Annotated in this window: 6 protein-coding genes (1 of these 6 only partly in view); all 6 read right to left on the reverse strand. The window is 73.1% G+C overall.

The annotated features are described in order from the left end of the window. Positions 1 to 7,473: the 5' end (the start) of a non-ribosomal peptide synthase/polyketide synthase gene (locus ACSP97_RS26910; RefSeq protein ID WP_440554626.1), read on the reverse strand. 16,026 nt of this gene lie to the left of the window's left edge; the window shows 7,473 of its 23,499 coding nt (coding positions 1-7,473); it begins with the start codon at positions 7,471 to 7,473; the stop codon falls past the left edge of the window. Then, positions 7,470 to 12,482, reverse strand: coding sequence for an amino acid adenylation domain-containing protein (locus tag ACSP97_RS26915; RefSeq protein ID WP_440554628.1), 5,013 nt, complete (start codon positions 12,480 to 12,482; stop codon positions 7,470 to 7,472). Before ACSP97_RS26915 ends, ACSP97_RS26910 begins: the two co-directional genes overlap by 4 nt. 204 nt (positions 12,483 to 12,686) lie before the next feature. Then, positions 12,687 to 12,923 (reverse strand): MbtH family protein, encoded by a 237-nt coding sequence (locus ACSP97_RS26920; RefSeq protein WP_070021915.1) that lies wholly within the window; start codon positions 12,921 to 12,923, stop codon positions 12,687 to 12,689. Between the two features lie 119 nt (positions 12,924 to 13,042). Continuing rightward, positions 13,043 to 14,086 carry an LLM class flavin-dependent oxidoreductase gene (locus ACSP97_RS26925; protein WP_440554630.1) on the reverse strand — a complete coding sequence of 348 codons (1,044 nt, stop codon included), beginning with the start codon at positions 14,084 to 14,086 and terminating at the stop codon, positions 13,043 to 13,045. A 125-nt stretch (positions 14,087 to 14,211) separates the two neighbouring features. Continuing rightward, the gene (locus ACSP97_RS26930) at positions 14,212 to 15,585 is read right to left on the reverse strand and encodes a condensation domain-containing protein (RefSeq protein WP_440554632.1); all 1,374 of its coding nucleotides are present in this window, start codon (positions 15,583 to 15,585) and stop codon (positions 14,212 to 14,214) included. Continuing rightward, a complete protein-coding gene (gene fabG, locus ACSP97_RS26935; protein ID WP_440554634.1) occupies positions 15,579 to 16,328 on the reverse strand; it encodes a 3-oxoacyl-[acyl-carrier-protein] reductase in 750 nt (249 codons plus the stop codon). The genes ACSP97_RS26930 and fabG overlap by 7 nt, the downstream gene beginning before the upstream one ends. Positions 16,329 to 16,349: the final 21 nt, after the last annotated feature.

A 16,349-nucleotide genomic window follows, 5' to 3' on the forward strand; every position in this document is an offset into this window, starting at 1 on the left:
GAAGTAGACGTCCAGCAGCCGGCTGCCACCCGCGTCCCGCTGGATGGCGGGCAGCGGGTAGCGGCGGTGCGGCCACAGCTCGGTCTCCTGCTCGAAGACCTGACTCACCAACTCCCGCCAGGTGGCGGCCCGTCCCGACTCGAAGGGGAACGGGACCGTGTTGAGGTGCAGGCCGTAGACGCGGTCGGCACCCCGCAGCTCCGGACGGGTGTCGCAGACCAGGCCGGTGTGGAAGGCGGTCTCGCTGGTCAGCTGGCTCATCACCTTCAGGTGCGCCGCCAGCAGCACGCTCTTCATCGACACCCGGGCCCGGCCGGCGAGCGCCCGCAGCCGCGCGTCCAGGTCCCGCAGCTCGATCGGGAAGCGGTGGGCGGTACCGGCGGCGACCGAGTTGTCACCCCAGCCGGCCGGCACGGTCAGCGTGGTGTGATCACCGACGACGCGCCGCCAGTAGGCCCGGTCCGACTCCCCGTCGACAGAAGCCCGTTCGGCCGCGATGAAGTCGGCGAAGCGGCTGCCACCGCTCGCCGCCGGTGCGAGGTCCCGGCCGTCCCGGAAGGCGCGGTACAGATCCAGCAACTCCGTGAGCAGAGCGTGGTAACTCCAGCCCTCCAGGATCGGGTGGGCGTGGGTGAAGACGAGCTGCCACTCGTTCTCGTCGGCACTCGCCAGCGCGTTGACCCGGATCAGCGGCGGGACCGCGGGGTCGAACGGCGTGGCGCGCTGCTCGTTCTCGCACTCACCGTTGTCCGGAGCAACGACGACGGCCCGCAAGTCCGCGCTCGCGTGGACGAGTTGCAGAGGTTCCGAGTAGCCGGTGAGGTGGAAGCCGGTGCGGAGGATTTCGTGGCGGGTGATGAGTTCGTCGGTGGCGTGTTGGAGTGCGGTGGGGTCGAGGGGCTGGTTGTCGCGGATGCGGAAGGCGTCGACGTTGTGGTAGGCGGCGCGTTCGGTGCCGAGGGACATTTCGACGAGCATGCCGAGCTGGACCTGGGAGACGGGGTAGGCGTCGGTGATGTCTGCGGGGAGCAGGCGGTGGTCCTGGTCGGTGATCAGTTCGAAGGGCTGGACGTAGTGGTCGGTTTCGGCGGGGGTGTGGTGGGTGTCGAGGTGGTGGGCGAGTTCGGCGATGGTGCGGTGTTCGAAGATGTCCTGGACGGCGACCTGGAAGCCGGCGGAGCGGATGGCGCCGACGAGGACGATGGCGCGGATGGAGTCGCCGCCGAGGTCGAAGAAGCTGTCCTCGACACTGACCCGCTCCAGGCCGAGTGCGGCTGCCCAGGCGTCGGCGATCTTTCTCTCGGCTTCGGTGCGGGGTGCGACGTACTCGGCCTGGGGGACGACCTCGGGTGCGGGCAGGGCCTTGCGGTCGAGTTTGCCGGCGGTGTTCAGGGGCCAGGCGTCGAGTTCGACGAAGGCGCCGGGGACCATGTAGTCGGGCAGTTCCTCCCGCAGATACGCCCGCAACTCGTTCTGGTCCACGGGCCCGTTGGGGATGAGGTAGCCGACGAGCCAGGTGTCGCCTGTGTCCTCGGTGCGGGCGGTGACGGCGGCGTCCTTGACGGTGGGGTGGGTCAGGAGGCGGGATTCGATTTCGCCGAGTTCGATGCGGTAGCCGCGGATCTTGACTTGGTGGTCGGTGCGGCCGAGGAATTCGAGGGTGCCGTCGGGCATGCGGCGGGCGAGGTCGCCGGTCTTGTAGAGGCGGGTGCCGGCGGGTCCGAAGGGGTCGGGGACGAAGCGTTCGGCGGTGAGGGCGGGGCGGCCGAGGTAGCCCTGGGCGACGCCGTCACCGGCGATGCACAGCTCACCCACCACCCCGACCGGCACCGGCTCCATGTGCATGTCGACGATGTACAGCTGGGTGTTGTCGATCGGCGCACCGATGGAGACGGCCGTCGGGTCGGTCGGGACTTCCCAGGTGGTGGACCAGATCGTGGTCTCGGTCGGGCCGTACACGTTCACCAGCCGTGCCACGCGCGAGCGCAGGGTCTGGGCCAGCTCGACCGGAAGCGCCTCGCCACCCACGAGTGCCGTGACCGAGGCGGTGCGGAACCCGGACTCCAGCAGGAGCTTCCATCCGGAGGGGGTCGCCTGGACGTGGGTGACACGCTCGGTCTCGATCAGGCCGACCAGGTCCTGCCCCGACTCGGCGATGACGACCCGGTGGCCCCCGGTCAGCGGCAGGTACAGCTCCAGGCCGGAGATGTCGAACGACACCGACGTCGACGCCAGCCACGACTCCACCGTCTCCGACCCACCGAGCACACGCCGGACGCCGGTGAGGAGGTTGCCCAGCGCCCTGTGGCTGATCTGCACGCCCTTGGGGCGGCCGGTGGATCCGGACGTGTAGAGCACGTACGCCACCGCCGACGGGTCCACGACCCTGGGGGCCAGCGGCTCGGCCGTAGCCCCCTCCTCCACCAGCACACGCGTGCCCTGGTGGATCCCGTCCGCCGTCTCGCGCAGCGACTCCTGCGTGAGCAGCACGGCGGGTGCCGCGTCCTCGATGATCCCGGACAGGCGTCCGGCGGGGTGCGTGGCGTCCAGGGGGAGATAGGCGGCGCCGGTCCGCTGCACGGCGAGCAGCGCGACGAGCAGGTCGACACCCCGCTCCAGCAGCACGGCCACGACATCACCCGCCCCCACACCCGCAGCGGCCAACGACCCGGCCAACCGCGCGGAGCGGTCTTCCAGTTCGGCATACGTCAGCGACACGCCACCCGACGTGACCGCCACCGCGTCCGGCACCCGCGCCACCTGCCCGGCGAACAACTCCGGTACAGATGCGGCCACTTGTCCGGTGTCGGCGTTGTTCCACCGCCGCAGGACGACCTCGCGCTCACCGAGCGGCAGGTAGACCGCCTGCGCGTCGCCGTCGAAGTCGGCGGCCATCGCCTCCAGCACCAGCCGGTACATCGCGGCGATCCGCTCCGCGTTCTCCTGCGACACCACACGGCCGTTCGCCGTGACGATGACATGGCCGCCCCGGCTGGAGACGGTCAGCGGGAACTCGGTGGGGCTGTCGTCGATCGCGGCCTCGTGGTCGACGCGCTCGGTGTCGACCTGGTGGAAGTCCTGGTAGTTGAAGTAGACGTGCAGCAGCTGACCGCTGCCGGCCAGCCGCTGCACGGCGGGCATGGGGTAGCGGCGGTGCGGCCACAGCTCGATCTCGGCGGCGAAGACCTGGGTGACCAGCTCCCGCCAGGTCGCGGCACGGCCCGCCTCGAACGCGAACGGCAGCGTGTTGAGGTACATGCCGTAGACGCGGTCGGCGCCGGGCAGTTCGGGACGGGCGTCGCAGACCAGACCGGTGTGGAAGGCGGTCTCGCTGGTCAGCTGGCTCATCACCTTCAGGTGCGCCGCCAGCAGCACGCTCTTCATCGACACCCGGGCCCGGCCGGCGAACGCCCGCAGCCGGTCCTCCAGATCGGTGACCGGGACGGAGGCCTGGTAGGTGGCGCGGGGCGCGTCGGGGCCGTCGCCCCAGCCGTTCGGGACCTCCAGCGGCGCGTGGTCGGCGACGACACGGCTCCAGTACTCCCGGTCGCCGTCGTCGTCCAGGGCCTGGAGTTCGGCGGCGATGAAGTCGGCGAACCGGGTGCCCGGCCGCTCCGGCTCCTCGACGGGGCGGCCGTCGCGGAGGGCGCCGTACACATCGAGGATCTCCATCAGCATGGAGTGGTGGCTCCACCCCTCCAGGACGGGGTGGCACTCGGTGATCGACAGCCACCAGCTGCCGTTGCCGGTGTCGTGGGCGAACAGCCGCATGAGGGTGGGCACGGCCAGGTCGAAGACGCGGGCGCGCTCGCGGGCGGTGTACACCCGTACGGCGTCCCTGATCTCCTCCTCGGTCAGGCCGTGCAGCGACTGCGTGCCCACGGGCATGTCCGCGATCTCGTGGACCAGCTGCATCGGGACGGAGTAGCCGGTCAGATCCAGTGACGTGCGCAGCGCCTCGTGGCGTGCCACGACGATCCGCGCGGCCTCGACCAGCGACGGATGGTCGTAGGGACGCTCGTCGCGGATCCGGAAACTCGTGACGTTGTGGTAGTTGTTCTGCCCGTTGTCGACGGACATCTCCAGCACCATGCCCGCCTGCACCTGCGACAGCGGGTAGGCGTCGGCCACCCCCTCCGGCAGCCGGGCCCGGTCCGCCGCGTCGATGAGCGCGAAGGGCCGCACCGGATCGGGCACCACGGCGGGGGCGGAGCGGCCGGTGAGCAGTTCGGCGAGACGGGCGACCGTGCGGTACTCGAAGACGTCGCGGACGGTGATGTCATGGCCGGCCGAGCGGATCGCGCCGACCAGGGCTACGGCCCGGATGGAGTCGCCGCCGACGTCGAAGAAGCCGTCGTCGACGCCCACCTTGTCCAGGCCGAGCACCTCGGCCCACACCTCGGCCAGACGCTCCTCGGTGGGCGTGCGCGGGGCGGTGTAGGCGCCGCCGGCCCGGCGGGCGTCGCCGCTCGGGGCGGGCAGGGCACGGCGGTCCAGCTTGCCGTTGGTGGTCAGCGGCAGCCGGTCCAGGGCGACGAAGGCGGCCGGGACCATGTACGACGGCAGCCGCGCGCCGAGCAGTTCGCGCAGCTCGGCCGGCTCGTAGGAGGTCTCCGGGGCGAGCACCGTGTACGCGACGAGCTCCTTCTGGCCCGGAACGTCCTCGCGGAGCACGACCACGGCGTCACGGATGCCGTCCAGCTCCGTCAACGCGGCCTGGATCTCACCGAGTTCGACCCGGTAGCCGCGGATCTTGATCTGTCCGTCGGCGCGGCCGAGGAACTCCAGGGAGCCGTCGGGCAGCCGGCGGGCGATGTCACCGCTGCGGTAGAGACGGGAGCCGGGCGGGCCGAACGGGTCGGGCACGAAGCGCTCCGCCGTCAGCGCCGGGCGGCCCAGGTAGCCGCGGGCCACGCCGGGGCCCGCGACGTGGATCTCCCCGAAGACGCCGACGGGGACCGGCTCGCCCCACGCGTCCAGGAGGTGCACCCTGAGGTCGCCGAGGGGGACCCCGATCGGGTTGCCCGCGTCGGGGCGCAGGTCGGCGGGGCCCACCTGGTAGTAGGTGGTGTGCACCGTGGTCTCGGTGATCCCGTACATGTTGAGCAGCGCCGGACGGTCCAGACCGAGCCGGTCCACCCACGGCTGGAGGCCCGGGACCTGGAGCTTCTCACCGGCGAAGACGACGACGCGCAGCCGCAGCCGGCCGATGCGTTCGTCGCCCTCGGCGGCCGCGGACACCAGCGCGCGGAACGCGGACGGCGTCTGGTTGAGGACGGTGACCCGCTGTTCGACCAGCAGGTCGAGGAACTCGTCCGGGGAGCGGGTCACCGCGGCGGGCACGACCACGAGCCGCCCGCCGTGCAGCAGCGCGCCCCACATCTCCCAGACCGAGACGTCGAAGGCGTAGCTGTGGAAGAGCGGCCAGACGTCCTCGGGGGAGAAGCCGTAGTGGCGGTCGGCGGTGGTCAGCAGCCGCAGCACATTGCGGTGGGTGAGGCACACGCCCTTGGGGCGGCCCGTGGAGCCTGAGGTGTAGATGACGTAGATCAGCTGGTCGGGGTGGCCGGCCGCGGCCGGATTCGACTCCGGCAGCGCCGCCCACGCCGTGCTGTCGCGCTCCTGGTCGAGCACGACCAGCGGGCCGTCGTGGATGCCCTCCACCAGGGCCACGTGCGCGGACTCGGTCAGCACGGCGAGGGGCCCCGCGTCGCCGACGACGTAGCCGAGGCGCTCGGCCGGGTTGGCCGGGTCGAGCGGCAGGTAGCCGGCGCCGGACTTCAGCACGCCGAGGATCGCGGGGATCAGCTCGGGGCCGCGCTCCACGCAGATGCCCACGACCAGGTCGGGGGCGGCGCCGAGGGCGATCAGCCGGTGGGCGACGCGGTTGGCGCGGGCGTTCAGCTCCGCATAGGTGAGGGCCTGGCCGTCGGCGACGACCGCGATCGCGTCCGGGGTGGCCGCGGCCCGCGCCTCGAACACCTCGTGGACGAGCCGGGGATCGGCCGCCTCGGCGGTGAGCGGGTCGATGAGGACGGCGAGTTCGGCCTCGTCCACGACGCTCAGCTCGGACAGCCGGGCGTCCGGGGTGTCCGCCACGGCGTGCAGCAGACGCACCAGGTGGCGGGCGAACCGGGTGGCGGACGACCGGTCGAACAGCGCGGTGGCGTACTCGAACTGGCCCTGGAGGGACCCGTCCGGGGACTCCTCGACCTGCAACTGGAGGTCGAACCGGGCCACCGAGGCGGGCACGGCGAAGGGCTCCACGCGTACGCCCGGCAGGTCGTAGGCGGCGGTGCGGGACTCGTGCAGGGTGAAGGCGGCCTGGAACAGCGGGGTGCGCGAGAGGTCCCGCTCGGGCTGGAGCTCGTCCACCAGCCGGGCGAACGGCGTCTCCTGGTGGTCGAAGGCGTCCAGGACGACGGAGCGGCCCCGCTCCAGCAGAGCGCTGAAACGGGGATCGCCGTCCCACCCGGCCCGCATCACCAGGCTGTTGATGCCGTAGCCGATGAGCTGCTGCAATTCGGGGCGCACCCGCCCGGAGACCACGGTGCCGACCGCGATGTCGGTGCTCGACGTGTACTTCGACAGCAGGGTCTGGTAGGCGGTCAGCAGCACCGTGAACAGCGTGGTGCGGTGGGCGGCGGCCAGCTCCCGCAGCCGTGCGGACAGCGCGTCCGGCAGGGCGAACGTCTCGGTGGCGCCCGCCGTGTCCCGCACCGGCGGACGCGGCCGGTCGGTGGGCAGTTCGAGCGGGGCCACCCCGGCGAGCTGCTGCCGCCAGTAGTCCAGGTGCGGGGCGAGCGCGGCACCCTCCGTGCGCCCGGCCTGCCACTCGGCGTAGTCGGCGTACTGCACCTCCAGCGCGGGACCGGGCTGCTCGCCCCGGTAGCAGGCGCTGAGGTCGCGGGCGAAGATCTGGGTGGACCAGGCGTCGCAGGCGATGTGGTGGAAGAGCAGGGCGAGCACCCAGTCCTCGTCGTCCAGCCGGAACAGGCGGACCCGCAGTGGCCATTCGGCGCCCAGGTCGAAGGGCTCACGGGCGCAGGCGGCGGCCCGGGTGCGGGCCTCGGACGGGCGCTCGGCGGCGGGCAGGGCACCGAGATCGGTGGTGGTGAACGGCACCGGCCCCGCGGGATCGACCAGCTGTACGGGCCGGCCGGCCACGAAGTCGTAGCGGGTGCGCAGGATCTCGTGCCGGGCGGCGACCGCGTCCACGGCCCGGCGCAGCGCGGCCTCGTCCAGCGGGCCGGTCAGCCGCAGCGTCAGCGGGACGATGTACTCGTGGCTGTCCGGTTCGAGCCGCTGCAGGAACCACATCTGCTGCTGGCCCGGGGACAGCCGCAGCGGCCGCTCCCGGTCGGCGCGCGGGATCTCGGGCCGGCGCTGCTCGGTGGTGCGGCCCGCCAGCCGGCGCAGCAGTTCAGCGCGCAGGCGGTCGCCGGTGGAAGAGTGCTCTGCGCCGGTGGTCATGCGGAGTGCTCCTTGGTCTGCGAGGAGTGCGGAAGGTTCGGGGAGGACCCGTCGGTGTCGGCGCCGTCGAGTTCGGCCTGGACGAGTGCCTCGACGGCGCGGGCGAGCCGGGCCGGCGTGGGATCTTCGAAGAGGGCGCGCAGCGGCAGGGCGACCTGGAACTCGTTCTGGATCGCGGAGATCAGCCGGATGCCGAGGATGGAGTTGCCGCCGCTGTGGAAGAAGTCGTCGTCCATGCCGGGCTCCTGGCCGAGCAGACCGGCCCAGACGGCGGCGATCCGCTCCTCGACGATGTCGCGCGGACCGGTGTGCCCGGCCGTGGCGTCCGCGGCGGCCGGGTCGGGCAGCGCGGCCCGGTCGAGCTTGCCGTTGGGCGTCAGCGGTACGGCGTCGATCGTGACGAAGTCGGTGGGGACCATGTAGGCGGGCAGTGACCGGGCGCAGTGCTCGGTCAGTTCACCGGCCGACGGCGGCCGGGACCCGGCGGGCACGGTGTACGCCGTCAGGCCCTGCCCGGCGAGGACGACGGCCTCGCGGACGCCGGGGTGGGCGACCAGCACCGACTCGATCTCGCCGGGTTCGACGCGGTGGCCGCGCACCTTGATCTGCTGGTCGACGCGGCCGAGGAACTCCACGGTGCCGTCCGGGAGCCGGCGGGCCAGGTCGCCGGTGCGGTAGAGGCGGTCGCCGGGCCGCCCGTAGGGGTCGGGCAGGAAGCGCTCGGCGGTCTGGCCGGGCCGGCCGGTGTAGCCGCGGGCGACTCCGGTGCCGCCCACGTACAGCTCGCCGACACCGCCGGGCGGCACCGGGCGCAGCCCGTCGTCGAGGACGTACATCGACATGCCGGGCAGCGGACGGCCGATGGGCACGGTGCCCTCGACCGGCTCGTCCACCGGGTGCACACAGGTGCCGACGGAGCACTCGGTGGGCCCGTACTCGTTGACGAGCCGGCCCGGCCCGAGCAGCCCCAGCCAGCGGGAGGCGGCCTCGCCGGGGAACGCCTCGCCCGCCACCACGACCACCTCGGCCAGGCCGGCCGCCTGCTCGTCGGTGAGCTGGTGGGAGAGGATCTCCAGATGCCCGGGGGTCAGCTTCAGGAAGCTGTAGGGGGCGTGGGCGGCGAGCGTCGCCCCGAGGTCGGCGAGGTCGAGTCCGGCGGGCAGCAGGTGCAGCGGCTGCCCGGCGGCCAGCGCCGCGTACAGATTGGGTACGACCAGGTCGTAGGCGGTGGAGGAGAACAGGGCCGCGCCGGTGCCGCCGCGGCCGGCCAGGTCGCGGACCGCCCAGGCCACGTGGTTGGCCAGGCCGCGGTGCTCGACCCGGACCCCCTTGGGCCGGCCGGTGGAACCCGAGGTGAAGATCACGTAGGCGGTGGCCCGCGGATCGCTTCGGCGCGTCGGCGGCTCGGCCGGCAGCCGCTCCAGCAGCTCCCGGTCGCGGTCCAGGACCACGAGTTCGCCGGGGAACAGGTGTGCCACCCGGGCGCCGTGCGCCGCCGAGGTGATCAGCACACCGGCGCCCGCGTCGGCGAGCATGGCGGCGACGCGCTCGGCGGGGTGCTCCGGGTCGAGCGGCAGATACCCGGCGCCGGCCTTCCAGCTGCCGAGGAACGCGCCGACCAGGTCCGGGCCGCGGTCGAGCAGGACACCGACCACGGACTCGGTGCCCACCCCGGAATCACGCAGCCGGTGCGCGATCCGGTTGGCGGTGGTGTCCAGCTCGCCGAAGGTGACGGCCCGTTCGCCCCGCAGCGCCGGGGCGTCCGGCTGCTCGGCCGCCCGGGCCTCGATCATCTCCAGCACGGTGCGGTCCTCGGGGTCGGCGAGCGTCTGGCCCGCGCCCGGGTTGAACTCCACCAGCTGGCGGTGGCGTTCGGCGTCGTCGAGCATCTCCAGATCGGCGAGCCTGGTGTCCGGCGCGGTCGCCGCGTGCGTGAGCAGCCGCACCAGCTGGGCACCGAACCGCTCCACGGTGGCGTGCTCGAACAGTGCCGTGGCGTACTCCAGGACGCCGACGATCGTGCCGTCCGCACGCGGCCGCAGGAACAGGCTGAGGTCGGTCTTGGCGATCCGCCAGGAGTCACCGAGTTCGGCCAGCTCCCCGAAGTCGACGCCCGCGGTGGTGAGTTCGGCGTCGAGCAGATCGAAGGCGGCCTGGTAGACGGGGGTACGGGACGGATCGCGGCCCTCCTGCACCTCCTCGACGAGCCGGTCGAAGGGCAGTTCCTGGTGGGCGAACGCGTCCAGGGTGACCGCGCGCACCCGGCGCAGCGCCTCGTCGAAGCCGAGCCCGCCGTCCACATCGACGCGCAGCGGCAGCGAGTTGAGGAAGAACCCGACGAGGTGCTCCGTCTCCGGCCGGGTGCGGCCGACGACCGGGGTGCCCACGACGATGTCGCTCTCCCCGCTGTGCCGGGCGAGCAGCGTGGCGAACGCGGTGAGCAGCGTCATGAACAGGGTGGCGCCGTGCGCGCGGCCCAGCTCGGTCAGCGGGCGCACCACCTCCGCGGGGATGGTCAGCGGGACGACGGCGCCGCGGTGGTCGCGGCGCGCGGGGCGCCGGTGGTCGGTGGGCAGCGGCAGCGGGGTGTGCCCGGCGAGCGTTCCGCGCCAGTGCGCGGCGTCCGCCGCCAGCCGGTCCTCGGTGAGCCGGGCGCGCTGCCAGGCCGCGTAGTCCACGTATCCGAAGGGCAGTTCGGGCAGGGCGGGGGAGCGGCCGGCGGCGAACGCCGCGTGCGCCTCGGTGAACTCGCGTTCCAGGATCACCGACGACCAGCCGTCGCAGGCGATGTGGTGCACGGTGATCACCAGCAGTGGGGCGCCCTGCGGGAATCGGACCAGCACCGCCCGCCACAGCGGACCCCGCTCCAGGTCGAAGCCGCGCGCGAACCGCTCCGCCAGAAGGTCGCCGAGCGCGGCCCGTTCCACGGTGGTCTCGGTCAGCTCGACCCGGCCGGGCGCCGCGAGGCGCGGCCCCTGCTCCACGAGATCGGCCGGGAAGCGGGTGCGCAGCGCCTCGTGCCGCCGCTCCAGCAGATCCAGGGCCCGCTGCACGTCGTCGGTGTGGGCGCCCTCGGGCAGGTCGATCAGCAGCGGGGAGACCCACTCGGCGCCGCCCGGCTCCAGCCGGTCGAGGAAGGCGAGCCGCTGCTGGCCGAAGGAGAACGGCAGGCGGCCCGCGCGGGGAACGGCGACGAACGGCTCGTCGGCCGACGCCTCCTCGATCAGTCGCGCCTGTGCCTCCAGCGTGGAGGAGGTGAACAGGGCGGCGAGTTCGATCGCCGCGCCGGACCGGTCGCGCAGGCGCGCGGCGAGCCGGGTCAGGCTGAGCGAGGTGCCGCCGAGCTGGAAGAAGTCGTCGCCCGCACCGGGGTCGGTCACGCCCAGCACCTCGGTCCACACCTCGGCGACGGTGCGCTCCTCGTCGGTGCGCGGCGCGATGTGCTCCTGGGCGGCCGACAGCTCGGGCGCCGGGGCGGGCAGCGCGGCGCGGTCGACCTTGCCGTTCGCGGTCAGCGGCAGTTCGGTGAGCGGGACCAGCTGGGTGGGGACCAGCGCCGCGGGCAGCCGGCCCGCCAGGAACGGCCGCCAGTCGCGCGGCGGGCGCCCGTCACCGGTGACGCTGTAGGCGACCAGGCGCATGCCGCCGTCGTGGGCGGGCGCGGCGACGACCACGGCCGCCTCGACCTCCGGGTGCGCCAGCAGGGCCGCGGAGACCTCGCCCGGCTCCACCCGTACCCCGTTGACCTTGACCTGTTCGTCGGCGCGGCCCCGGTACTCCAGGGTCCGGTCCGAACGCCAGCGCACCAGGTCGCCGGTGCGGTAGAGCCGGGAGCCGGGCGGCCCGTAGGGGTCCGGCACGAACCGCTCGGCGGTCAGCCCCGGGCGGCCCAGATAGCCGCGGGCCACCCCGGCACCGGCCGCGTACAGCTCGCCGATGACACCGACCGGCACCGGCCGGCCGCCCGGATCGAGGACCAGCACCCGCATGCCGTCGAGCGGGCGGCCGATCGGGACGGGACCGCCGTCCTGCCCGGCGTCGTACGCCTGGGCCGTGATGTCGATGGAGCATTCGGTCGGCCCGTACGTGTTCCAGATCCGCAGGTCCGCGCTGCCGCTGCGGTCCAGCGCGCGCCGGCACAGCTCCGCGTGCAGCGGTTCCCCGGCCGAGAACAGCAGCCGCAGGCCCTTCAGTTCTCCCCAGGCGGACTCGTCGACCAGCAGCCGCAGCACCGACGGCACCACCTGGAGCACGGTGATGTCCCGGTCCGCGGCGCAGCGCACCAGGACCGCCGGGTCCCGCTCGGCACCCACCGGCGCGAGGACCAGGGTCGCCCCGCCGACCAGCGGCGCGAACACCTCCCAGGTGGCGGCGTCGAAGCCCATCGTCGTCTTCTGGAGCACCCGGTCGCCGGGGCCGATGCCGTGCTCGCGCACGCTCCAGCGCACCCGGTTGGCGATGCCCTCGTGGGTGACCACCACGCCCTTGGGCCGGCCGGTGGAGCCCGAGGTGTACACCGCGTAGGCGGCGCCGTCGGGATCGGCCGGGGTGTCCGGCGCGTCGGCGGGCAGGGCGGCGAGGGTCTCGCGCCGCTCCGCCAGGCCGAGCGCCGGGGCGCCGAACAGCGTCCCGGCGGGCGCGGACTCGGTGATCACCAGCGCGAGCCCGGCGTCCGCGGCCATCCACTCCAGCCGTTCGGCCGGGTGCGCCGGGTCGAGCGGCACGTAGGCGGCGCCGGCCTTCCACACCGCGAGGAGGCTGACGACGAGGTCGAGACCGCGGTGCAGATGCACACCGACCAGGGACTCACGCGTGACACCCGAGCGGCGCAGCAGCACCGCGAGCCGGCGCGCGCGGGCGTCCAGCTCGGCGTAACTGTGGGAGTCCCCCTGCGCGGTGACGACCGCGACGGCGTCCGGAGTCCAGGCAGTCTGCCGCGCGACGACTTCGGCGAGCGTGGCGAGATGGGCGGTGTCGGTTGCGTCGTCCTGACGGATCTGCGTGGTCATCTTGGGATTCCTCTGCTGGACAGCTGCGGCCGGACGGTGGGGCACGGCGGGTTCGGGAGCACGGAGGCGGGCGTGCGTCCCCGAGCGGCGTACGTCTGACATGCGGCGAAGACGCGGAAGCGAACGGCGGGGCCGGAACGAAGGGGACCGGAGGGCAAAAGGGAGCGCCGGCCCGTCGGGGGAACCGGGCCGGCGCGCTCGGGGTCAGGACGCGAGCGGGGCGCCCTCGTCCTGGCTCTGCTCCATGCGCAGGCGGAGGCTGAGCGGCCGCATGTCGGTCCAGACCTCCTCGATCCGCTGGAGGCACGCCTCCTTGGGGCCCTCGGTGCCCTCCGCGTGCCAGCCGGCGGGAAGGTCACGGTCGGCCCACCAGATCGAGTACTGCTCCTCGTCGTTGCGGACCACGCGGTAGGCGCGCTCGTCGTTGTGGCTCTCACTCATGGTGGCTGACTCCCTGTCGGATGATGATGCGCCGGCCGCCGCGCGGCCCACGCCCGGTACAACTGTTCGGGTGGCGGCTATATCGCGCCCATACGGCCCATACGCCGGATCGATGCGCGTCAGCCGCGGCGGTTTTTCAACTCGGCGAGGAATTCCAGGCTTTTCAGGGTCTGCTCGGTGCTGACCCCGAAGTCGACCAGGCAGCCGATCTCGTCGACGCCGACCTCCTGGAGGAGATCCACCACCCGCTCGCCCTGTTCGACGGTGCCGAACATGCCCTGCCGCTCGAAGAACCGGGTGAACCCGCGCTCCACGAGATAGGCGACGTCGGACTCCTTGATGTCGGCGGAGTCGAAGGTGCCCGGCCGGTTGCCGATGGAGCCGGAGATCAGCCCGAACGAGGTCTTGAGATAGCCCGACAGCGGACCCCGGACCAGCTCGCGCACCTCCTCGGTGGAGGAGCCGAGGAAGGTGTGCAGCATCAGCACCACATGCCCCGAGCCCTGCGCGTGGTGCGCGCGGTACGACTCCCGGTAGGCGGCGATCTTCGTGCGCAGCTCGTCGATGTCCTGGCTGAGCAGGTGCGTGAGGACGCCGCCGCCCTGCGCGCCGGCCTTGCGGAAGGTGTCGGCGCTGCCGGCGCTGGTGATCCAGAACGGCAGCTCGGGCTGGATCGCCGGCGGGAAGACGCGCACCTCGGCGGGTTCGTTCTTGCCGTCGGGCAGGGTCACCGACTCCCCGCGCCACAGCCGGCGCACCGTGTCGATCGTCTCGTCCATCACCTCGCGGCGCGTGCTGTGCGCGTCGGGCCGCATCACGAAGTCGGCCGGGTGCCAGCCGGAGGCGAAGGAGATGCCGACCCGGCCGCCGGAGAGGTTGTCGACGACCGACCAGTCCTCGGCGATCCGCAGCGGGTGGTGCAGGGGCGCGACCACGCTGCCGGCCCGGATCTGGACGCGTTCCGTGGCCACGGCGAGTGCCGCGCCGGTGACCGCCGGGTTGGGGTAGAGGCCGCCGAAACGGTGGAAGTGCCGCTCGGGAGTCCAGACGGCGGTGAAGCCGTTGCGGTCCGCGAACCTGGCGCCCTCCAGGAAAAGTTCGTAGCGATCCGCGCCGCTCGTGTCGTCACTGTCGTTGGCGAAATAGAAAAGGCTGAAATCCACCTCGGCTCCTCGGTCCGAATCGGATGCGCAGGGCGTTCTCCGCACCCGACGAAGACCGTAGAAGCCGGGGATATCGGTGCGGTTTCACCCTTCTTTCGGCGGCCCGGAAGGGGCCGCGGGTCCGGTCAGGCGCCGCCGAGTGCGAGCAGCGCCGCCAGGTCGTCCTCGTCGGTCAGTGGGACATCGGCGACCCGGCGTTCGGGGTCGTCCGCCGCCACCCGCAGGAAACGCTCGTAGCACCGGGCGAAACGCTCGACGCTCTCGTGGTCGAACAGGTCGGAGTCGTAGGTGAGCACCCCGACCAGACCGTGCGCGCCCTGGTGCAGGGTGAGCATCAGGTCAAGCTGCCCCTCCTGGCTGGGCTCGTCGATACGGCTGACCCGCAGGCCCGCGAACTCGGCCGGGGTACCTTCCGGTTCGCCCGGCGCGGGTGGCGGGAACCGCGCGTCGAGGTCGCTCATCTGCAACAGCAGCGCGCCCAGCCGCACCAGCGGCCCGCGCCGGCCCGGCGGCAGCACCGCGGTGGCCGGCAGCCGGACGTGCCGCATGCCCTCCAGCAGCTGCCTGCCGCTCTCCTTGGCCAGCGCCGCGAAGGTGGTGCCGGCGCCGACCCGGACCCGCACCGGGATGCTGTTCAGATAGCAGCCGAAGACCGCGCGGTCGGGGCGGGCGCGGGTGCTCGCCGGGGTCCCCACCATGATGTCCTGCTCACCGGTCCAGCGGGCGAGCAGCGCCAGGTAGGCGGCCAGCAGCAGCGGATAGGGCCGCGCGCCCACCGACTTGGCGGCCCGCTGCAGATCGTCCGACAGCACCGCGAGGTCAAGCCGTACGGTGCCGCCCGTGTGGCTGGGCACCGGCGGCCGGGGCCGGTCGGTGGGCAGCTCCGTGGTGACGGCCCCGGCCAGCAGCTCCGTCCAGTAGGCGTGGTCGCGCCGCCCGGCCGGGGTGCCGGGGTGGCCGGCCTCCTCCGCGACGTACTCGTCGTAGCCGCGGGCGATGTCCGCCAGCACCGGTTCCTCGCCGGCCACCAGACAGCGGTAGACGGTGAAGACCTCGTCCAGCAGCAGCGCGTACGAGGAGAAGTCCCCGGCGATGTGGTGCACGGCCAGCGACAGCGCGAAGTCGTCCGCCGCGCGCCGGTACAGCAGCGCCCGCAGCGGCCCGGTGCGTTCCAGGGTGAACGGCAGCCGGGCCGCCTCGCGCAGCAGCCCGAGGAGCGCCCCGTCGCTCGTGCCCGGCACGTCGACGACCTCCAGCGCGGCGGGCGGCTGCGTGCGAGGCAGCCGTACGGGTTCGCCGGCCACCTCGGCGAAGCAGGAGCGCAGCATCTCGTGCCGGCGGCAGACCAGGTCAATGGCGCCCGCCAGGGCGGCGGTGTCCAGGGGGCCGCGGATCCGCAGGGACAGCAGCATGGTGTAGGCGTGCCCGGCCGGGGCCATGCGGTACGCCGTCCACAGCGACTGCTGGGCCGCGCTGAGCGGCCGGGACTCGCTCACCACGACAGGCCCCCGTCCACCTGGAAGACCTGGCCGGTGATGTAGCCGGCCCGCTCCGAGACCAGGAACGCGACCAGTTCGGCCACCTCCTCGGGCCGCCCGAAGCGGCGCATCGGGATCGAGCCGAGCAGGTCCTTGGTGACCTTCTCCGACAGCCCGGCGGTCATGTCCGTCTCGATCAGCCCGGGAGCCACGACGTTGGCGCGCAGCCCGCTGCGTCCCGTCTCCTTGGCGAGCGCCTTGGTGAAACCGATGATGCCCGCCTTGGAGGCGGAGTAGTTCGTCTGGGAGGCGTTGCCGTGCACGCCGGCCACCGAGGACAGCGTGACCACGGCACCCGTGCGGCGGCGCATCATCGAGTAGGTGACGGCCCGGCACAGATTGAAGGTGCCGTCCAGGTTGGTGCGCAGCACCTCGTCCCAGGACGCGTCGGACATCCGCGCCAGCGGCGCGTCGCGGATGATGCCGGCCGCCGTCACCAGGGCGTCGACGGGACCGAGGGTCCCCTCGATGTCCTGGACGAACCCGGCGACACCCGCCCGGTCGGTGACGTCGACGCGGCGGGACAGCACCCGCGCCCCGTGCTGCCGGGCCTCCTTGGCCGTGGCCTCGGCGGCCTCGTGATCGGACGCGTAGCAGAAGGCGATGTCGTGGCCGTCGCGGGCGAGCCGCGCGACCACCGCGCGGCCGATGCCGCGCGAGCCGCCGCTGACCAGCGCCACCGGCCGGTTACCGGTCTCGCTCATGTCGTCTCTTCCTCGTTCCCG

It is taken from the genome of Streptomyces sp. SCPE 10 (genome assembly GCF_051980735.1).
In the GTDB taxonomy this organism is placed as follows: Bacteria; Actinomycetota; Actinomycetes; order Streptomycetales; family Streptomycetaceae; genus Streptomyces; species Streptomyces misionensis.